The 22,239-nt window shown below is 34.5% G+C and carries 14 protein-coding genes; 3 read left to right on the forward strand and 11 right to left on the reverse strand.

The annotated features are described in order from the left end of the window. Positions 1-70: 70 nt before the first annotated feature. From Z053_RS0124770 to Z053_RS0124790, 5 genes are all read right to left on the reverse strand, one after another. Positions 71-1,840, reverse strand: coding sequence for a RagB/SusD family nutrient uptake outer membrane protein (locus tag Z053_RS0124770; RefSeq protein ID WP_025667652.1), 1,770 nt, complete (start codon positions 1,838-1,840; stop codon positions 71-73). A 12-nt stretch (positions 1,841-1,852) separates the two neighbouring features. Continuing rightward, positions 1,853-5,305 carry a TonB-dependent receptor gene (locus Z053_RS0124775; RefSeq protein ID WP_025667653.1) on the reverse strand — a complete coding sequence of 1,151 codons (3,453 nt, stop codon included), beginning with the start codon at positions 5,303-5,305 and terminating at the stop codon, positions 1,853-1,855. 135 nt (positions 5,306-5,440) lie between these two features. Then, on the reverse strand, positions 5,441-6,448 hold the full coding sequence (locus Z053_RS0124780; RefSeq protein WP_025667654.1) for a FecR family protein: 1,008 nt from the start codon (positions 6,446-6,448) through the stop codon (positions 5,441-5,443). A gap of 182 nt (positions 6,449-6,630) precedes the next feature. Then, positions 6,631-7,179 (reverse strand): RNA polymerase sigma factor, encoded by a 549-nt coding sequence (locus Z053_RS0124785; RefSeq protein WP_025667655.1) that lies wholly within the window; start codon positions 7,177-7,179, stop codon positions 6,631-6,633. 110 nt (positions 7,180-7,289) lie between these two features. Then, the gene (locus Z053_RS0124790) at positions 7,290-9,566 is read right to left on the reverse strand and encodes a glycoside hydrolase family 3 N-terminal domain-containing protein (RefSeq protein WP_035096773.1); all 2,277 of its coding nucleotides are present in this window, start codon (positions 9,564-9,566) and stop codon (positions 7,290-7,292) included. Positions 9,567-9,841: 275 nt separating this feature from the next. Here Z053_RS0124790 and Z053_RS0124795 point away from each other — a divergent pair, with 275 nt between their 5' ends. The 3 genes from Z053_RS0124795 (at position 9,842) to Z053_RS0124805 (ending at position 13,247) form a co-directional block, all read left to right on the forward strand. Further along, a complete protein-coding gene (locus Z053_RS0124795) occupies positions 9,842-10,780 on the forward strand; it encodes a hypothetical protein (protein ID WP_025667657.1) in 939 nt (312 codons plus the stop codon). A 49-nt stretch (positions 10,781-10,829) separates the two neighbouring features. Continuing rightward, positions 10,830-11,561 carry a glycoside hydrolase family 25 protein gene (locus Z053_RS0124800; protein ID WP_025667659.1) on the forward strand — a complete coding sequence of 244 codons (732 nt, stop codon included), beginning with the start codon at positions 10,830-10,832 and terminating at the stop codon, positions 11,559-11,561. A 147-nt stretch (positions 11,562-11,708) separates the two neighbouring features. Then, positions 11,709-13,247, forward strand: coding sequence for a serine hydrolase (locus Z053_RS0124805; protein WP_025667660.1), 1,539 nt, complete (start codon positions 11,709-11,711; stop codon positions 13,245-13,247). A gap of 81 nt (positions 13,248-13,328) precedes the next feature. Here Z053_RS0124805 and Z053_RS0124810 read toward each other — a convergent pair whose 3' ends face one another. The 6 genes from Z053_RS0124810 to paaZ all read right to left on the reverse strand — a co-directional run bounded on the left by Z053_RS0124810 (position 13,329) and on the right by paaZ (position 22,236). Next, complete coding sequence (locus Z053_RS0124810) at positions 13,329-15,392, reverse strand: alpha-ketoacid dehydrogenase subunit alpha/beta (protein WP_035096775.1); 2,064 nt, start codon at positions 15,390-15,392, stop codon at positions 13,329-13,331. A 115-nt stretch (positions 15,393-15,507) separates the two neighbouring features. Further along, complete coding sequence (locus Z053_RS0124815) at positions 15,508-16,581, reverse strand: branched-chain amino acid aminotransferase (RefSeq protein WP_025667662.1); 1,074 nt, start codon at positions 16,579-16,581, stop codon at positions 15,508-15,510. Positions 16,582-16,681: 100 nt separating this feature from the next. Continuing rightward, on the reverse strand, positions 16,682-17,962 hold the full coding sequence (locus tag Z053_RS0124820; protein ID WP_231389137.1) for a dihydrolipoamide acetyltransferase family protein: 1,281 nt from the start codon (positions 17,960-17,962) through the stop codon (positions 16,682-16,684). Positions 17,963-18,106: 144 nt separating this feature from the next. Then, on the reverse strand, positions 18,107-18,703 hold the full coding sequence (locus Z053_RS0124825; RefSeq protein ID WP_025667664.1) for an acyltransferase: 597 nt from the start codon (positions 18,701-18,703) through the stop codon (positions 18,107-18,109). 106 nt (positions 18,704-18,809) lie between these two features. Beyond that, positions 18,810-19,562, reverse strand: a complete 753-nt coding sequence (locus Z053_RS0124830) for an enoyl-CoA hydratase/isomerase family protein (RefSeq protein ID WP_025667665.1) — start codon at positions 19,560-19,562, stop codon at positions 18,810-18,812. Positions 19,563-19,734: 172 nt separating this feature from the next. Beyond that, complete coding sequence (gene paaZ, locus Z053_RS0124835; RefSeq protein WP_025667666.1) at positions 19,735-22,236, reverse strand: phenylacetic acid degradation bifunctional protein PaaZ; 2,502 nt, start codon at positions 22,234-22,236, stop codon at positions 19,735-19,737. Positions 22,237-22,239 lie beyond the last annotated feature (3 nt).

Here is a 22,239-nt window from a genome sequence, read left to right on the forward strand (position 1 = left end):
CAAAATCATATGTAAAAGACAGCATGTAAAAACACGCTGTCTTCTTTAAAAACAATTCAAATAAACAAATCTAATATCCATTGTTTTGTTTAAGTTGCCCATTACTTACCGCAATCACGATTTGCGCTATAGGGTAACGTTCGTTTACTCCAGGAATAAATGATGCACTGGATAAATGTGAGCGCTTTGTAGTTTCAACAGATAGGTAAGAATTTAAAACCTGAGCGGCATTACCTCTTCTTACTAAATCAAAAAACCGATGACCTTCTAAAGCTGTTTCTATTCTATATTCATGAGCTACAGCTTTTATAGCCTGATCCTGACCAGAAAAAGTACCATAAGTACCCACAACATAGTTTGCTGCAGGGGTTGCGGTCGGCTTTCCATCTGCATCTAATTCTTTAACAAAATCATCTGGGTTTGCAGCACGCATTCGAACTCTATCTACCAATGATGCTCCCATGTCTCCTTCTCCTAGTGCTGCCATAATCTCGGCTCTCCAAAGAAGTACTTCAGCAAATCTTATAATATTAGTATTTAGCGCACTAACGCCAGGAGCCCAAGCTGAAGGTGCATCTATACCAGCATCATTAAACTGACTTTGTCTAAACACGGTTATCTTTTGAAGATATGGCCCTCCGTTAGAAGGGTTTCTAATCCAGGACTGCCCAGGCATTATACCCCATCCATTAAAATCAATACCTCTTCTACCTACTTTCCAATCTAGTCTAGGATCCAATTCTCCTGTATGTGGTGTAAATGCATCTGCAGAAGCCACCCCATCATCATTAGTAACATCGCTATTATTAAATGTATCTAATAAAGGTAAGCCTGTTGCATCTGTTTTATATGCATTAACCAGATTTTGTGAAGGTTGAAAAAACCCGCAACATGCATTTCCTGTAGTTCCTACAGGAGCCCCATTAGGGAAATTTAATGCATCTCCCCAATTACCATTATCATCCCCAGAAGATCCATCATCAACCGTATTTTGAACCGCGAATATAGACTCTATACTATTCTCTGATGCTGCATTAAAATTATCAGAATATTTTGGTGCCAAATCATAAGGCCCAGCATTAATAACATCATCTAATATTGGTGCTGCTGCTGCATAATCTAGCTGATACATATGTATTTTTGCCAAATATGCTTTTGCTGCCCAGCTATTTGCACTACCTACAAATCGAGAAGTCTCAGATAATTGAGCAATAGCAAATGTAAAGTCTTCTTCAATTCGAGCCCAGGAATCTACATTTACATTGGTTAAAGATTCTGTAGCCGTTTCATCTACATAAGGGATATTATCCCATAGTTTTTTAGCTTCAAAATGATAATGAGCTCTTAAAAATCTCGCTTCAGCTTCAAATAGAATTGCTTCTGATTCGGTAAGATCACCAGCTTCTAATCCAATCTTTGCTCCTTTTATTACCTCATTACTTCTAGCAACTCCTTCAAAAAGAGAATTCCATTTATATCCATAAAATCTTCCTTCTCCAGAATTAGGTGAGTAAAATTCTACATTATCAATCTGCGGCTGATCACCAGGATCACTTCCTTTATATGCATTATCTGATGCTACTTCTCCATAAATCCAGTTTGATGCTGCTGAGCGCCAAGGATCTTGTGTATCCAAATTTCCATCTAACATACCGTAGGCAGCTGTTAATTGGGCACTTACCCAATTATTATCATATACAATAACATCTGAACTAAACTGCCCTTGAAGAGGAATATCTAATTCTTCTTTACAAGATTGAAAAGTAGTGATCGTCAATATCGAAATACATAGTAAAAGGACTATTTTTTTCGGCTCTATATAGTTAACTATTTTTTTCATCTTTCTTTTCTTTTAGAATGTAACATTTAAACCTAAATTCAATGATCTAGAAACCGGATATGCTCCCCTATCAACACCTATCTCAAGGTTTGCTTGTTGTTGATTGGTATAGTTCGATAGATTAATTTCGGGATCCAAACCACTATAATCTGTAAATGTCAATAAATTTTTACCTTGTATAAAGATTCTGATTTTATCAACTTTTAACTTAGAAGTAATCTTATCATCTAATGAATAACCAAGAGAGACATTTTTAAGTCTTAAATAAGATCCGTCTTCGATATAGTAAGAAGAACCTGTTGCTTCATTTGCACTTAATGTTAATGCAGGTAGTACTCCATTAGGATTTGATGGCGACCAAGAATTTGTTACATAATCTATACTTTTACCTCCTTCAAAATTCGAGAAATCAGTCCAGAATTTTGTTAAATTATAAATATCATTTCCTTGTGATCCCTGAAATAACATAGTGAAATCAAAATTTTTATAGTCAGCATTAAAATTTATTCCATAGGTAAAATCCGGGTGTGGATCTCCTATAATATCTCTAGGATCACCTGTAAGAATTGCTCTTCCTGTATTTTGATCAATCCCTTCCCATGTTAACCCTACAAAAGAAGATATTGGATGCCCCTCTGCAGTATTTGTAGTTTCAAACCCAGAATGAGACCCTAAAACAGGATTAGCAATTGGCGCTGGGTTTTCTCTATCTAAGAAATCTACTTTATTTTTATAATGCGAAACATTTACTCCAATAGAATAATTAAAAGCATGCTCTGATTTACTCGAATAAGTAATTCCCAAATCAAAACCTGTATTGGTCATTTGTCCCAAGTTTCTATAAATAGAGTTTATTGTATTCCCATAGATCGTTGGATCAACTGGAGTCGCTAACAACATATCTTTGGTCACAGATTCGTACACATCCAAATTAACTCCAAGCTTATTATCGAAAAAATCCGCATCAATACCAATATTGGTAGTCGTTGTTGTTTCCCATGACAAATTTGGATCTCCTATATTGGTTAAGAAATATCCTGTTTGCCCATTATAGTTGTTATAATTAAGATTTGGACCATATGCTGTAACCCCTCGGAATGCTGGTATATTATCATTACCAAGTTCTCCCCAGCTAACTTTAAGAAGTAAATTGTTTACTATAGAAGACTCGCTTAAAAAATTTTCTCCAGAAATTCTCCAACCTACACTTACAGCAGGGAAAGTACCTACTTGATTACCTCCTTCAAACTTAGAAGATTGATCACGTCTTAATGTAGCGCTTAATAAATACTTGTCGTTATATGCATAATCTGCCTTTCCAAATACTGAAAAACTTGAAGTTTTTGTTTGACTGCTACCTACAATTGCAGTACCTGTTCCTGCACTTAAAAAAGTAGCATCTGGTGTGGTAAACAAGAAATCTGAAATTTGTGCGTAAAAAGATTCAAATCTATTTTTCTTAAATTCTGTTCCTACAAAAACATCAATATCATGAACATCACTAATATTCTTAGTGAATTGAAGGATGTTATACCAGTTTGTATTGATCACATCGGTCGATGTTTCTCTGAGCTGATTTACTGATCTCGCAGAGGCATTTTCATAATCTACAGGCTGAAAAAATGAAAACTTAGAACTTCCAATATCAGCAGTATATGTAGTTTTTATCATTAAATCACTGGTAATATCAAATTCTGCATATATAGCTCCTAAAGCTCTTAAAGTCTCTGTTGTATTGTTTTTATTTCTATCAGCGACTGCTACCGCATTATATCCATTACCTACACCAGGGATGCCTGCAGTTCCAGCAAAATTACCTCCAACATCTCGAACCGGGATAAGTGGATGCATTCTGTATAAGGCTGCTAGCTGACTTTCGTTATTTTGATTATCATTTTCATTTAATGGATCTGTAATACCTACTTTTTCAGAGAAAGAAGTGTTTAACGTTTCTCCAATACGAAATCTATCGGTAATATTAAATTCAGAATTTACCCTAAGATTATAACGATCAAAATAAGTTTCGCTCCCTACACCTTTCTGATCCAATAATCCTAAACCAACATAAAATTTTGAATTTTCACCACCGCCATTGACTCCTATATTATGTTGCTGAACCAATGCTGAGTTAAAAAATTCATCAAACCAATCTGTACCTCCTTTATTCGCTCGGGTAATTCTATTATCAGGAAAACTATACGCGCTTTCATCAACATTACCTGACACACCTTGAGGGAGTATATAATCTGGTAATACCGGACTTGCCCCAGAACCATATTGAGGATGAGATGGATTAGGGTTTCCATCATTTATTGTGGCTTGCCAATATGCATCTGCTAATTGTTGTGGTGTTGCCATTTCAGGAAAAACAGATCTAGGAATAAAATCTACACCCGTAACTCCATTGTATGTAAACGAAACTTTATTATTTCTATTTCCATTTTTTGTAGTAATGATAATAACACCATTTGCAGCACCTATCCCATAAATTGAAGCTGCTGCTGCATCTTTAAGTATTTGAATAGATGCGATATCATCGGGATTAAGGTCATTTAACCCTTGTCCCGTTTGGACTCCATCAATTACATATAATGGATCATTACCATTAATAGTACCATATCCCCTGATACGTACTGCTGCATTTCCTCCAGGACCGCCTTCAACTCCAACAGTAACACCAGATGCCTGCCCCTGTAATGCTTGTTCAATACTTGAGGGAGTTGTTGCTGCTATTGATTCTGATTGAACAATTGTTACCGAACCAGTTATATTTCTAGTACTTTGCTTTGTATATCCAGTTACAATTACTTCACTCAATTCACTTGCATCTTCAATCAAGGTAATATTTATTGCAGACTGACCAGAGAATACTACCTCTTTAGTTATGAATCCGACGTAAGAAAACACCAGAGATTCTCCATTAGAAATTTCTAATGTATAATTACCATCAAAATCGGTTTGTGTTCCTCTATCTGTTCCTTTTATTAGTACACTTGCTCCTGGTAATGGAACACCATCTCCTGTAATAACTTTACCCGTTAATATTGCTTGTAATGGATCTTTTGATTCTGAAAACGTTTTCGTTTCTAACTCTTTTTTTTGTCTAGATATAACTATTTGCCGATCAATTATTTTATAGGTGAGGTCTGTTTTTTTAAATACCTTATTTAGTATCTCTTTTACAGTAGATTGTTTAAGACGTAGTGTGATTTTTGTATTGGTTTTTACAATATCATCCTTATAAAAAAATATAAACTCGCTTTGAGAATGAATTTGATCAAACAGCTCTTCAAGAGTACCGTTTTTTAAATTAATGTCCAGCTTAGTTTGCGAATAAGAGTTATGTGCATATACACTTGTTAAGCCAAAACACAGAAATAAAATAAAAACTCTCATAAGGGTTAATAAAAAATTGAATTTCTTCTTTTCAGACAAAAAAGAAATGCCGTTAACTTTTTTATTCATAATTTTGTTTTTTATGCATTAAGTATTGCGATATCGCAATATTTTGATTTAGGTCAGGAAATGTTGCCGCATTTTCTGACTTTTTTGTAATAAATTACGGTTGTTTTGTTATTTCATATCATATAGTTGGTGATTTTAGTTAATTACAAATTTTCCATTTTCTATTTTGTATTTCAAATCTGTTGACTGTTTAAGAACTTCCATTACCTTTTCTACACTATCTTTTAAATCCAAATGCCCAGAGAAAGTTTGTTTTTTAAGTTCTTCGCTCTCGATTGAAATCGCAACATTATAGTATCGAGAAAGTTTTTTAACTATCATATCCATTCTTTGTTTTTTGAATATAAACTTACCATCTCTCCATGACATATATTTGGTGACATCAACTCTACTACTTCGTATCTTCTTTGTTTTGTTATTATATATAGCAAGTGTTCCCGGAGTTATTTTTATACTCGATTTTCCGAAAATAGAATTCCCTTGATATTTTATCTCTACACTGCCTCTTTCTAAAGCTGTACTAGTATAAAAATCATCACCATAACTACTTACATTAAATACAGTACCCAAAACTTTAATATCATAATCCTCTGTCACTACATAAAAAGGTTGTTTTTTATTATGCTTTACGTCAAAAATAGCTTCACCCGTAAGATGAACCTCTCTTTTATCCCCATTAAATACAACAGGATATGTAAGTTTAGAACCCGAATTGAGCCAAACTTTTGTGCCCTCAGAAAGTGTAATTTTAGTTCTCTTTCCGTAAGGAACAATAATTGTGTTAAAAGTATTCTCTGATGATTGTTCAACTTTTTTAGAGTTATTAATATCAACTTCTCCTCCAGAATTAGAATAAGTAATACTTGATGCCTTTTCAGTAATTTTCACTTCATCTTTGTCATTCAAAACTAGTTTCACATCTCCATCTTTATCAATACTGATATCTGTAGCATCAACATAGTTTTTAATTGCTGAAGAGTTTTGATAGTTATTTGTATACCTGACAGAAAAGAATACAATCGTGACTGCAGCCGCAGCAGTTATGTAATACCCTATTCGTCGTTTTTTTCTTTTATTACGATAATCAGTAATAGAAGTATTTATTTTATTTTTTAAAAGCCTTTTTTCTTCTTCATTTAACATTTTGGGAAGGTTTTAATATCAATTATACTATTTTATGTTCTTTATTTAACACATTATTATATTATAGTATTCGGCAAAATTTAGAGATGAAATAACAAATTCAGCACCTCACCATACTATTAAAGGATAAAAATCAAAAAACATAGACAAAAAAATTATTGTTTTTTTAATTTTTATTTAACTTATATTTTATTTCGCAATTTTTTTACTGCCCTGTAGATAAGTGTACGTACTGATTCTATAGAAATACCCATGATCGCTGCAATTTCTTCATAAGACTTTTTTTCTTCAAACTTTAAGGACAATCCTTTTCGCTGTCTACTAGAAAGAGATGTTAAAGCAACAGAAAGTTTAGCCTCAATTTCTGAAGAATTTTCTGATTGAATAATCGTTTCTTCTATGGATTTGTATTCTGATTTAATTTCATTTTTTTTCTCTTCTGTTGAAAATAGAGTAAGTTTTGATTTAAATTTTCTATTGATCTTTCTTTTCAAAGATTTAAAAAGATAATATTTTACATTATCTACATCAGAAAGTTTTTTACGATATTTATAAATATCCAAAAATAGATCATGAATACAGTCTTTAACATAGTCTGTATCGTTCGTATATTGAATACCAAATTCATAAAGTGCATCTATATATTTATCATATAGTTGATTAAAAGCATCTAAATCCCCTAATTTAACTTTTGTCCACAATGTAGTATCTTTAGTTTTAACGGATTGCATTTAAAATAGTTTTAAGCATTTATGAATTCCCAAAAGAATAGGGTATATTTTTAACGTTTTGACAATTGACCTAACATTAAATTAATAAAAATAAATATAATCAAAAATACCTATAACTCTTTTTCAAGTACAATTTTTTTAGAAAGTGATCCGATCATTATTTCGAATTCTCCGCTTTCTGTAACCCATTGATTATTGTCATTTACAAATTTTAAATCGTCAACCCCAATTGTAAATGAAACTGTTTTGATTTCTCCTGGTTGAAGTTCTATTTTTTTAAATCTTTTTAGTTTTTTTACTTCTGGTGTAATACTAGCAAACATATCTCTAAGATAGAGCTGCACCACTTCTTTTCCGGTTCTTACTCCGGTATTTTGAACATCTACAGTTATTTGAATAACATCTTCTTTATTAATAAATATCTTATCTAGTTTCAAATTTTTATAGCTAAAAGTTGTGTATGATAACCCATAACCAAACTCATATTGTGGATTATAACTCTTTTGATAATTTGCATCATCATTTTGCTCTTCATCCCCTAAACTTTCAGTATACTTTCTATTATATTTTTGTAGAGAATTTGTATATCTGGGATAATTGTAAGGCAATTTTCCACTTGGGTTTATATCGCCGTAAACAATATCTATCAAAGCACGTGCTCCTTCATTTCCCGGAAGATAACATTGTAAAACGGCATCCATATCATTTTCAAACTGATTTATGATTCTTGGTCTTCCTTCATTTAGGATTAGTATAACCGGCTTATTTAGTTTAGCTAATTCCTGAGCCAATTTGATCTGAGGTTCTGTGATTATCAAATCATTAATATCTCCCGGAGTTTCTGTATAATTATGCTCCCCCAGACATAAAACAATGTAATCTACATTACTGGCAAGTGAAACAGATTTGGCGATATCGACTTCTTCAAAAATAGATACACCAGGCGTATATATTACATTTTGCTCTCCTATTTTATTTTTAAATGCTTCTAAAATAGTAAGCTTATCATTTGCATATTCATCACTTTTTTCTCCTTGCCAAGTATATGACCATCCGCCATTAAGGTACTTCATGCTATTGGCAGTAGGGCCAGTTATCAACACTTTACTCTCTTTAGAGATAGGAAGTATTTTATCTGTATTTTTTAGTAAAGTAATAGACTCAGATGCTGCGATATACGACATTGCTATCGAAGAAGGGGAACCAAAATTAGGATAATCCTCGGGGTCAGTAACTGGTGTTCTAAATAAGTCTAGTTCAAACTTCACTCTCAGGATTCTACGTACAGCATCGTCAATTCTAGACATAGGTATCTCACCATCACTTACTAAAGAGAATAGCTCTTCAAAAAATGAATAATCCTCGGGAACCATACTCATATCTATACCTGCCATTACAGATTTTTTAACTGCTTCACGCATTGTAGAAGCGACCTTATGGCGCGTATGCAAGTAAATTATATCTTTCCAATCGGTTACAACAAAACCTTTAAATCCTAATTCACCCTTTAAAATATCAGTTATCATTTTTTTACTGGCATGAACCGGAGTACCATTAATTTCTCCAGAACTCACCATTACACTCTTGGCACCAGCACTTATACTTTTCTCATATATAGGTAAATCATATTGCCTTAAAACTCGCTCTGGTATAATGCTTGGAGTTCTATCTTTTCCTGTAGTTGGACTACCATATCCTATATAATGCTTAATACAAGTTGCTACTTTATCAGAATTACCAATGTCATTCCCCTGAAACCCCTTCACCATAGCAACCGCCATTTGGGAGGATAGATAGGTATCTTCTCCAAAAGATTCCCAAAGTCTTGACCAGGCTGGATTTCGGGGTAGATCAAGATCGGGAGAAAAGACCCAGGGTATTGAAGATGCTCTGGTCTCATAAGCAGAAATAGCAGTGCATTTCTCTACTAGTTCAGCATCCCATGTTGCAGCTAGGCCTATTTGTTGAGGAAATAAAACTGCTCCATTAGTATAACTTGCACCATGAATAGCATCTATTCCATAAATTATCGGAATTTTTTTATCGGTTTGATTAGTTTCTGCTAGAATTTCGTTCAAAATTGCATTCCATCTCTTTGGTGTTGGAGCTCCTGGATTAGGAGTATTAAGTATTGAACCTATCTTATATTTATGAATAGCTTTTTTTAGTTTATTTTTATCAAGTATTCCTGGATTCCCTTCTTTTTCAAGAGCAGTGATTGTAATTTGAGTCATTTGACCAATTTTTTCTTCCAAAGTCATACCAGATAATAGTGCAGACACTTTGGCCTCAATTGGATCAGAAGGAATATCTTCTTGTTTTTTAAATGAACAAGATGATAACAGAACTACACTTAATAGCATAGTAAAAATTGTACTAATTCTCATATTGGTGATATATAATTAATTCTTAAACATTCTTTATAAAGAGTGCCTATTTCAAAAAACATAGACACTATATTTATTAACTTTTCATTTAAATGCCTAAAAACTTAATTTTATTCATATCAAAACCATCGTAAATTATAAGACCACGTTGCGTATGATTTTGCCCAAAAACCTGGTGCAGTTTATAAAATAATTACGTATAAATACCTATATAATTTACTTCAAAAATTCTCTACCTTTAAATTACACAAAAACGAACCAACTTTACTACTGCTATGGATATTAACCAAACACTATCCAATCTTATTAAAAATGATAAAATCTGGGTTATTATCATCTCTTTGATTATTATTGTTCTGGGATTTAGTAACATATTAGTAGCACCAGCTATTAATTTTTTATCTAATATAAATGGAGATATGATGCTGGGTCTTGGCGTTGCCATGGAGTTAAAAAGTATCACTGCAGGTATTGACAATTCTGGTATCCTTTTAGTTGGTGGGCTGGCCACAGAGCTTTCTGATATTTTTACACGAGCCATCAATTACTTAACCTTTGCAAATATTGTAATCGCGGTTCAAACCATATTAGTGAATATGGGTAAATCGTTACTGTTTAAAGTACTTCCTTTAATTTTTCTTATTGGTATATTCTTCGAAAAATATAAAAAAACAGCTTTAAAACTGCTTATTATAGCATTGCTTATAAACCCGGGACTTTCTTTATATGTTAATGGAATACACTATGTATCTGACACAATGGAATTAAGTCTTGGTTCTTCGTTACATAAACATCTTTCATCTATTAAAAACAAATATGAAGCAAAGAAAAAGCACATCAAATCAAAACAAGAAGCTCGAAAAAACAGGCAATTAGAGAAAGCCAAAGAAAAAGGTCGTAAAGGTATAGGCATTTTTAAAAAAGTTGAAGATGCAGTTGTTGACAAAGTCGAAGATGTTAGTATTGACGCAGAAGAAGGGTTTTCTGAAGCTTTTCAAATCTTAAAAGAAGGTAAAAAAGAATTGATGAAACTTATCATAAACATGATTAGTAACCTCATTGTTCTTTTTCTTATTCTGCCACTATTATATTTTTATCTCATGAGTTTCTTACTTAAGAAGTTCTTTCATTTTTCTGGATTAAGTAAAATTGAAGAAGCTCAAGACGAAAATTTAAAAAAACTTGGCAAAGATCTAACTCATGATCCACATTAACCTAAAAATTAAACAATTAAATATTCTTAAGACTTAACCAATAGAATTCATGAAAAAAATTACCACTCAACTTTTTGTACTATCGTTAGTACTGTTTTCTTGCGCAACAGACAAAAACAATTTGTGTAGTTCAGAAAATCAAAGACTCGAAACAGACCCTTCTATCTTAGGGATGGATGTCTCTCATTTTCAAGGAGATATTAAATGGGATGATATTAAGAAAGACGGTGTTAATTTTGTGTATATCAAAGCTTCAGAAGGTGATGATTTTAAAGATCCAATGTTTAAAACAAACAGAGCAGCTGCAAAAAGTAAGTGCATCTACCGGGGTGCATATCATTTTTATGAAACTGGTTACGATCCTACAAAGCAAGCTCAAAATTTTATAGCTGCAGTAGGTACATTAGAACCGGGAGATTTACCTCCTGTTTTAGATCTAGAAGAATTAGGGATTCAAGCCCACGTAACCAAAAAAGAATATCAAAAAAACACCTTACTCTGGTTACAAACAGTAGAAAAAGAATGGGGAGTAACCCCAATTATCTATTCTAATTTTTATTTTGGTGTTAAATACCTTGACCATCCCGATTTTGCCAAATATAAATTGTGGATTGCAGAGTATACCAAAAAAACTCCAAAAGTTCCCAACACCTGGAAAAGTGAAGGCTGGATTATCTGGCAACGTACAGATCTTAAAAACTTAAAAGGAATCAGAGGCGATGTCGATTATGATCTATTTCATGGAAATGCTGAAGCATTCAGAAAATTGTTAAAAAAATAGCATCCCATATACCTAACTATAATTATTAGTTAGACAAAATCGATTGTATAGTTGATCCTCTTTTGAAGGAGATATAGCATTCTTATCATCTTAAATAAATTATATTTACCTTTCGAAACACACAAAACACTATCTAAAATTAATATCATGAAAAAACTATTGCTGTTATTTACAGTATTACTGATTTCTACAACGAATATATTAAGTCAAACAGGCACTACAGTTGATCTTAAAAAGTTAGATGAATACTATGCAAAAATGGCAAAAGACTGGGATATACCTAGTGTTTCTATTGGAATTGTTAAAGATGGAAAACTGATTTTCAGTGGTAATTACGGAGTAAAAGAAAAAGGAAAAGACGAAAAACCAGATGAAAATACGCTGTATGCCATTGCATCTAACTCTAAAGCGTTTACGGCTACTATTATTGGAATGCTGGTTCAGGAAGGAAAGCTTAATTGGGATGATAAAGTAAAAAAACATCTACCATATTTTGCGCTTTACGATCCATGGGTAAGTAATCAAGTTACTATTAGAGATATATTAAGTCATCGTGTTGGACTTGGCACATTCAGTGGTGATGTGATCTGGTATAAAGCAAACTTAACATCAGAAGAAATTATAAAAAGAATTAAACATCTTCCTAAAACTCATGATTTCAGATCTGGATTTGGGTACTCTAATGTAATGTACATTACTGCAGGAGAAATTATAAAAAAAGTAACGGGGAAAAGTTGGGGAGAAAATGTAAAAGAACGAATTCTAGATCCTCTGGGAATGGATAGAACCATAACATCATATAAAAAACTGGATACAAAAAAGAATTATGCCACCCCGCATGGTCGTGAAAATGATAAAAATATCCCTATCGACTGGGTAGATTGGGAAGAAATAGGAGCTATGGGTGGGCTTATTTCTAGTGTTAAAGATGTTTCTAAATGGATGATCTTTAATCTAAACCATGGTCGTATCGATAAAGATACATTACTTACCAAAAACACCAGAAATATGATCTGGACACCTCATAACAATTATAGAGTAGATCACACTTCAAAAAATGATTTCAATAAACATTTTAGTGGCTATGGATTAGGATGGGGATTAAGTGATTATCAAGGAAGACTTAGCGTTGCTCATACAGGAGGGTTTGATGGGATGATTACGGCAGTTACTTTAATTCCAGATGAAAATCTAGGGGTTGTAGTACTTACCAATGGTATGAAAAGTCCAATTAGAGTTGCAACTTATTATGCTTTAGATCAATTTCTAGGTACAGCATCTATCGATTGGTCTGCCAAACTATTGAAAAAGGCAAATAATAATGGCAAAAAAGATACTCGAATCTCTAAAAGAAAAGAAAAAAGAGAGCTAAACACCAAACCTTCTGTCGCACCAACTAAAATAGCAGGAGATTATATGTCTGATATCTACGGAAAAATTAAAATCTCGTTAGAAAAAGACCTGTTACGCATGAAATTTGAACATACTCCAGATTTATCTGCTACACTACGACACTGGCATCATGACGTTTGGGAAATTGTTTGGGATAAGAAACATGCCTGGTTTAGTTTTGGAACCGTAAAATTTAATACCGATAATAACTTAAATGTTAAAAGTATGGATTTTGATGTTCCTAATGATGATATCTTCTTTGAAGAACTAAAACCATATAGAGTTTCTAAATAATAGAAATAAAAAAAAAATGAAAAACCTGGATTCTAAATTAAATTCAGGTTTTTCATTTTTAACCTAACCTATTTGAACAAATCAATATGCTAATAATTCCATTATCTTAGCTTTTACCTTTTCGGTAGAAGGAATCATGGTTTGTTCCAAAGTGCTGTTCAAAGGAATGGCTGGCATATTCTCTGATCCAATAGTCATTACAGGAGCATCCAGAGATCTAAAACACTCTTCCTGGATTTTACCCGATAATGCTCTTGCAAAAGAATTATTGGTAGGTTCTTCGGTAACTACAAGACATTTCTTTGTTTTCTTTACCGATTCCATAATGGTTTCTTCATCCAGAGGATACAATGTACGTAAATCAATAACCTCAACTACATCTTTCATGTCTTTTGTGGCATTAAGCGCCCAATGTACTCCCATACCGTAGGTTATAATCGTCATGGTTTCTTTTTGATCCTGTGGCCATATACGTTGTACAACATTAGCTTTACCAAAAGGTAATATATAATCCTCTGATGGCTCTATGGTCCTGGCAGCATCGGTTCCTTTTACCTTTGACCAATACAAGCCTTTGTGCTCTAAGATTACTACAGGATTTGGATCATGGTATGCAGCTTTCATCAACCCTTTAAGATCTGCTCCGGTACTTGGATATGCAATCTTGATTCCGCGAATATTAGTTACTACAGATTCAACAGAGGAAGAATGGTATGGTCCTCCACTACCATAAGCTCCAATCGGAACTCGTAGAATCATCGATACCGGCCATTTTCCATTAGATAGGTAACATGACCTGCTTACTTCTGTAAATAATTGATTTAGCCCTGGCCAGATATAATCGGCAAACTGTACTTCTACAATAGGCTTTAAACCAACAGCAGACATTCCAACAGTAGAACCAACAATAAAAGCTTCCTGGATAGGAGTATTAAACACACGTTCGTCTCCAAATTTTTGAGCTAATGTAGCTGCTTCTCTAAATACTCCTCCTAGTCTTCCCCCTACATCTTGTCCATATAACAAACATTCTTTATGCTTCTTCATTAATTCTTCTACAGCAAACAAAGCACAATCTACCATCACTACTTCTTCTTTATCAGCAGGGGATCGTTCTCCTTTCTCTTCTGTAATTGGTGTAGGAGCAAAATCATGAGTAAATAAGTCTTCTGGTTTTGGATCTTCAGCTTTCATGGCTTCTTCCAAATCTTTGGCCACTACTGCTTTTGCTTCTGCTTCTATAGCCAGTACTTCATCTTCGGTAAAACCAGATGAAAGCAATTGGTTTCTCAATACAGGATATGGATCACGAGAACGAGCTTCTTCAAGATCATCACGATACCATTCCATTCGCACTCCCGAAGTATGATGATTTAGTAAAGGTACTTTGGCATGCACCAGAATTGGTCTTCTTTCTTCTCTTATAGTTTTGATTACTTCTTGTATCGCCAGGTAACTTTCTGTAAAATTAGCCCCATCGATAGAAATAGCTTCTAATCCATTAAATCCTGCTGCATATTCAAAAGCATTTTGTGCACGGGTTTCCTCTTCATTTGCAGAAATATCCCATCCGTTATCCTGTACCAAATACAAAATCGGTAATTGCTTTAAGGCAGCCATCTGAAAAGCTTCTGCAATCTCTCCCTCTGTTACCGATGCATCTCCAAGAGAACATACTACCAGAGGTTTATCTTTTAATGATTTGTCATCCAAACCAACCAATTCTTTGTATTGCATTCCTAATGCTACTCCCGTAGAAGGTATGGCCTGCATTCCTGTTGCTGATGATTGGTGCGGGATTTTTGGTTTATCTTCATCTCGTAAACTGGGGTGCGAGTAATAGGTTCTACCTCCCGAAAATGGATCCTCCTTTTTTGCTAGTAACTGCAACATCAAATCATACGGGCGCATTCCTATCCCCAGCAACATCGAATCATCTCTGTAATAGGGAAACGCATAATCCTGAGGTAATAGCTGCATTGCTGTAGCTATTTGGATTGCTTCATGTCCTCTCGAGGTAGCATGTACATATTTAGAAACAATCTTAAAGTTTTCTTCGTACAACTCTGTCATCGACTTAGCCGTACAGAGCGTCATGAATGCTTTTTCTAATACTTCTTTTGCTATTGTTTTTTCAGCTAACATTTTAAATCAATTTTTGATGTACGACTTACGATTTTTAATTTCACTTGCTCTCAATATTTTTTAACTATCGTTAAACACTGAAACAACCAAAATTCTTCCTTAAATAACATTCTAATTATTTTACTTTCTCTTTAATAGACACAGGTATAATCCAACCATGCTTATCTTCTCTTTTCTGAGCTTTGATCTCATCCAGAGTATTTTTCATATCCTGGCTTACAGGGTTTGTATCGGGTAAAGTGATTAATTCTTCATTATACCCAATAGCTTCTATCATGGCAATAGCAACTGCTGTTCCGGTTCCAAAAGCCTCTTCTAATTTTCCTTCTTTCGAAAACTCAATAACCTCATCAATCGTAATTGGGCGTTCCTCTACTTCAAAACCTTTATCTTTTAGCAAAGTGATTACACTATCACGAGTAATTCCTTTTAAAATCGATCCATTGGTCCTCGGAGTAATAAACTTACCATCTACCTTAAAAAAGATATTCATAGTTCCTACTTCCTGAATATACTTGTGCTCATTAGCATCTAACCACAATACCTGATCATAGCCTTTGGCTTTGGCTTTTTCGGTAGGTAGGATCGCAGCAGCATAATTACCTGCCGCTTTTGCTTCACCCGTTCCTCCGTCTGCAGCCCTTATATATTCGGTTTCAGCATACAATCTTATTTTTTTGGTAAAGAACGGTCCGGCAGGAGAGCAGATCACAATAAACTTATAACTTGTTGCTGCACGCATCCCAATAAAAGGTTCATCTGCGTACATAAATGGTCGTAAATACAATGCACTTCCTTCTTGTGGTGGTATCCACCCGTACTCTATGCCTACAATCTGCTTTACTGCTTCTACAAAAAGTTCTTCGGGTACAGAAGGCATTCCCATTCTTGCAGCACTATGATTAAATCGTTTTGCATTTTCTTCTGGTCTAAACAACAACGGAGTATTATCCTTTCCTACTGTAGCTTTCATTCCTTCAAAAATTGCCTGTCCATAATGCAAAGCCATCGCTGCAGGATGTGTAGGAATAAATTCTAATGGTTCGATACGCGGGTTTTGCCACGCTCCATTTTCATAATCACAGATAAACATATGATCGGTAAAGGCTTTACCCAAAGGAATATTATCAAAATCAATATCCTTTAATTTTGAATCCGAGGTTGTTGTAATTTTGATTTGCTGCTCCATTAGTATTTGTTTTGGGCACATCCCCGAATCGTATCTCTCGGGGTCGGGCTATTCGCGCTACATGGTAGCTTGCTTCTATCCCTTGTGCATGTATTGATTATTATATTTCTCTATTTATATCAAAAGCTTCCAGTTCATCACCTACTTTACGTAAAAATGACCCTCCTAAAAACCCGTCTACTACTCTATGATCAAAAGACAATGATAAATACATCATACTTCTAATTGCGATTTCGTCTCCTTTTTCTGTAGTAATCACCTCTGGTCTTTTCTTTATAATTCCTAAAGCCAGAATAGCAACTTCGGGTTGATTAATAATTGGTGTTCCCATCAAACTACCAAAGGTTCCTACATTAGAAATGGTAAAAGTACTTCCTTGTATTTCATCTGGTTTCAAGGCATTGCTTCTTGCACTATTCGCCAAATGATTTACACGTTTAGCCAATCCAAGTAGGTTTTTTTCATCTGCATTTTTAACCACCGGAACGATTAAGTTACCATTAGGCAATGCAGTTGCCATACCAACATTAATATCGTTATGTACCACAATCTTCTTGTCATCTACAGAAACATTAATCATTGGATATTCCTGAATTGCCTTAGCAACCGCTTCTACAAAAATTGGAGTGAATGTTAATTTTTCTCCGTGTTTTTCCTGAAACTTCACCTTTACTTCATTTCTCCAATTCACAATATTGGTTACATCAACTTCGATATAGCTGGTTACATGGGGCGAAGTATGTTTAGAGTACACCATATGATCTGCAATCATTTTGCGCATACGGTCCATTTCTACAATACGATCTTTGCCTTCTATAAATGAGATCGGAGGTGCATTATAAGTCGATTTTGGTGATTGCGGTTGTGGCCTGCTAGGCAGTGGGTATTTCCTGTTTTTCAGGTATTGCATCACATCACTTTTGCGTATACGACCATCTACTCCTGTACCTGCAATACTTTGCAGTTCTTCTATAGTGATATTTTCTTTTTGAGCAATGCTAATGATCAAAGGAGATAAAAAACCGTCATTTTCGCCTAGGTTTAGATTTTTAAAATCAGAATTACTTGTTGTTTTTGATTCTATTTGAACAGATGGTTCTGGTTTTTTTTGTGATCTTTCAATAGTAGTTTCTGTCTCTTCCGATTTTTGATGAGATGACCCAGATACTGCATCGGCATTGATAACAGCAATTACCTGCCCTATCTCTACTACATCATTAGGCTGATATCGTATTTCTGTAATCACTCCATTACAAGGAGAAGGCACTTCAGAATCTACTTTATCTGTAGCTACTTCTAAAATTGTTTCATCCTCTTCTACCGTATCACCTACATTCTTTAACCAGTTAAGAATGGTAGCCTCTGATATACTTTCGCCCATTTTGGGCATTTTTAATTCTACTGTCGACATCTTGGTTAACAAATGTTTGTTAGTTTATTTATATTAATTTTATTCGTTTATGTTACATTTCGGCAACACCTCGACAAGCTTAGTGCGGCAACTCAATGCTACATTCGTAATGATCTATTTTCGCTTAAACTCCTCTAGCGTTTTATAAAATGCTTCCTGCCTTCCTCTATCCTCCGGAACTTCTCTTAGAGGCTCTACTTCTTTTAGTGACTCATAACAATCTGCTGGCAATTGTTGATATAACTGTGTGCCCTTTGTTTTCCAGGCTATCATTTCATCACTTACCTCTTTAATTACCTTTGCCGGATTACCAACAATCAAACTTCGTTTTGAAAAAACTGTATTTGCTTTCACAAAAGACATTGCCCCCACGATACATTCATCTCCGATCTCTGCATCATCCATAATCACAGTATTCATTCCAATTAAACAATTACGTCCCAAATTTGCACCATGAATCACCGCTCCGTGTCCTACATGCGAACTTTCTTTGAGCACAATAGATTTACCAGGAAACATATGTACCGTACAATTTTCTTGCACATTAACTCCATCTTCAAGGATAATCTCTCCCCAATCTCCACGTATCGCCGCTCCTGGACCGATATAACAGTTTTTACCAATGATCACATTACCGGTCACTGCCGCCAGTGGATGTACAAAACTACTTTCGTGTACTACAGGTATATATCCTTTAAAGCTGTAAATCATTAATCTATTTAAATTCTTACTTTCTTAGACCTCACAGGTTTTAAAAACCTGTGAGGTCTATAAATTTTGATTACACTTTGGCAAACTCAGTGCAGTAATTACTATTTTATTTAAATTTTTTCAAGGTTTCTTTTGTAAAATCACTAAGTACCAATCTTCCGCTAATTACAGCTCTATCTGCCAAAAGCGTATCCCAATCTTCTGTTCCTTTCCAAAATGCTTGTTTCATATCCTTCATTGCCTCTGGATTGTATGTACATAAATGTTCTGCAAAAGCTTTTACTTCAGCATCTAATGTTTCTACATCTTCAAAAACTTTGGTAAACAACCCTTTATCTCTAGCCCACTCTGCATCATAAAACGAATTTGCATCAATTGCGATCTGCGTCATTGCGGACAATCCTATTTTACGTTCTACTGCAGGTCCTACTACAAATGGTCCTATACCTACATTAAGTTCACTTAATTTTATGGATGCATATTTTGTTGCCATACAATAATCGGTTGCAGAAGCTAATCCAACTCCTCCTCCAACAGTTTTTCCTTGTACTCGCCCAATAATAAATTTTGGGCATTTACGCATCGCATTGATTACATTGGCAAAACCAGAGAAAAATACTTTTCCGGTTTCGGCATCATTAATATTGATCAACTCTTTAAAGCTGGCTCCAGCACAAAACGTTCTGTCTTTTCCACTTTTTAATATAATTACCTTGATATCATCATTAGTACCCGCATCAGTAATAGTTTGAGCAAGCTTAGTCAAAATATCTCCCGGTAAGGAGTTATGCGCAGGATGAAAAAATTCAATAATTCCTACCTGATTTTCTATGTTTATGTTTACGTATGGTTGTGTCAAAATAAATATCAAATTTTAAATATAAAATCTAAAAGTTTAAAGGAGATAACATTGCTTTAAAATTTTATCATTTACTATTTTACATTGTTCGGTTTTTATAATATATTTTTTTCTTCTAAAACCTCACAGGTTTTCAAAACCTGTGAGGTTTATATTTTATTTTCTAAACTACTTAGCCTAACAGATCAAATTGATCAAAGTGATGGTTTAAATGTTTTCTTTCTAACAGATACCATTCATATTTATTCAATTCTCCGAAAACAATATTTTTTAGTATTGCATCTGGATTTTCCTTAAAATATGTTTTATATACTTCTCTTGCTTCGTTCAGCTTTATTACAGCTGTTTCTAGGTCAGGATGTTTTAAATCTTCTAACTCTCCTTTTTTAAGTAATGGAAAATCTGTGTTTTTAGGAAAAGGTTCGTAATTATATAAGCTATTATGTACTTTATCCAAAATCTTTTCTGGTGTTGCAATTTCAAAATCCTGAATTTCTCCTGAAGCAATTTTATAGGTATACTCCAAATGTTCTATCATATGCTGGGGTGTCATAATCCCCCATTTTGGTTTGGTGTCTGCAGATAGTTTCAGTAAGCATTTCTTAATTTTTGCTTCGGTCATTTCTACAAGAGAGGTTTGTTTTTTCTGTACCATTGTTAAAATGGTAGCAATAGCTACTAACTCATCTTCGGTATCAAATACTTCTACAAACCATTTTACAATACCACTAGGATGTTCTGCACTTGCAACATCGCGATCTACTTTTTCTTTACAGGTTAGTCTAACATATACTGTATCATTATGATAGATTGGTCTCAAGAATCTACATTCTTCTAATCCATAATTAGCTGCTACTGGGCCTTTGTTTGGATATACAAATAATCCCGCTGCGGCTGCCAGGATAAAATACCCATGTGCCGTTCGTTTTTCAAAAATACTCCCGTCTAAAGATGTGATGTCGGTATGCGCATAGAAATGATCCCAGGTAAGGTTTGCAAAACCAATGATATCTGTATCAGTTACTGTACGTTTATGGGTTTTTAGTGACATTCCCGGTTCTATATCCTCCCAATGATATGAGAACGGATGATTTTCTGATTCTTTATACGCAGAATTTGCCTGGTATATACCTGTTACTTCGGTAAGTGTGGTTGGTGTTCCCTGGATGGCACAACGTTGCATAAAGTGTTTAATTCCTCGCATTCCTCCCATTTCTTCGCCACCACCAGCTCGTCCCGGGCCTCCATGTGTAAGTAATGGTAATGGAGAACCATGACCAGTACTTTGTTTCGCATTTTCTCGATTACCAACCAAGATACGTCCGTGATGAGAAGCTGCACCTACGATATAATCTTTGGCTATTTTATCATCGTATGTAAAAATAGAGGACACTAATGATCCTTTACCCATTTGAGATAAGGTAATAGCATCTTCTAGCGTATCATAAGGCATAATAGTCGCTACCGGACCGAATGCTTCAATCGTATGTGCATTTGTATTTTTGAATGGGTTATCTTCTCGCATCAAAATCGGACTTACGAATGCTCCTTTTTGAGCATCGGCTCCTACAGTTTCAAGTTTATCTAAATCACCATATACAATCTGAGCAGTTTTAGCTATTTCTGAGATATTATTTTTAAAACTTTCTACCTGCTGCTTACTTGCCAGTGCTCCCATTCGCACTTCTTTCAATCTTGGATCTCCTACAGTAACTTTATCCAACTGTTGACCTAAAGCAATTTGTACATCTTCAACCAATTCTGAAGGCACAATAATTCTACGAATTGCAGTACATTTCTGACCACATTTCACAGTCATTTCTTTTCGAACTTCTTTAACAAATAAGTCAAACTCTGGTGTACCTGGCACAGCATCTTTTCCTAATATAGAAGCATTTAATGAATCTGCCTCCATTGTAAAAGGTACAGATTCTTCTATAAGTCTTGGATGTGCTTTCAACATTCTTCCTGTATGCGCAGAACCTGTAAAAGTTACTACATCCTGAGATTCTACTGTGTCCAGAATCGTTTTGGTCATTCCGCTAAGTAACTGTAATGCTCCTTCGGGGAGTATTCCAGAATCTATAATTACTCGTACTACTGCTTCTGTTAAATATGCGGTTTGTGGTGCAGGTAATACCACTGCTGGTACTCCTGCCATCCAGTTAACAGCACATTTTTCTAGCATTCCCCAAATAGGAAAATTAAAAGCATTGATATGTACAGCGACTCCTCTTTTGGGTACTAAAATATGATGTGCCATAAACCGTCCTCCTTTAGACAGATCTATAGGATCTCCTTCTACATGGTATGGTTGATTAGGGAATAGTTTTCGTAATGATGCATTGGCAAAAAGATTACCAAAACCACCTTCGATATCGATCCAGCTATCTATTCGGGTTGCTCCTGTACGATAACTTAGTTCATAAAACTCTTCTTTGCGTTTGGTAAGATATAATGCCAATTTTTTAAGCATATTACCACGTTGCTGAAAAGTCATTTCCCTCAGTATTTCTCCTCCTTTTGTTCTACCATATTGTAATACTTCGGGGATATCTAATCCTTCAGTTGTAGACGTCCCAATAACTTCACCTGTAATGGCATCGTGCATTACGATTCCATCTCCAGAACCTGAAGTCCATTTTCCGTTTATGTAGCTTTCTAGTTTTTTCATAAA

This window comes from Aquimarina megaterium XH134 (assembly GCF_000520975.1).
GTDB classification, from domain to species: Bacteria; Bacteroidota; Bacteroidia; order Flavobacteriales; family Flavobacteriaceae; genus Aquimarina; species Aquimarina megaterium.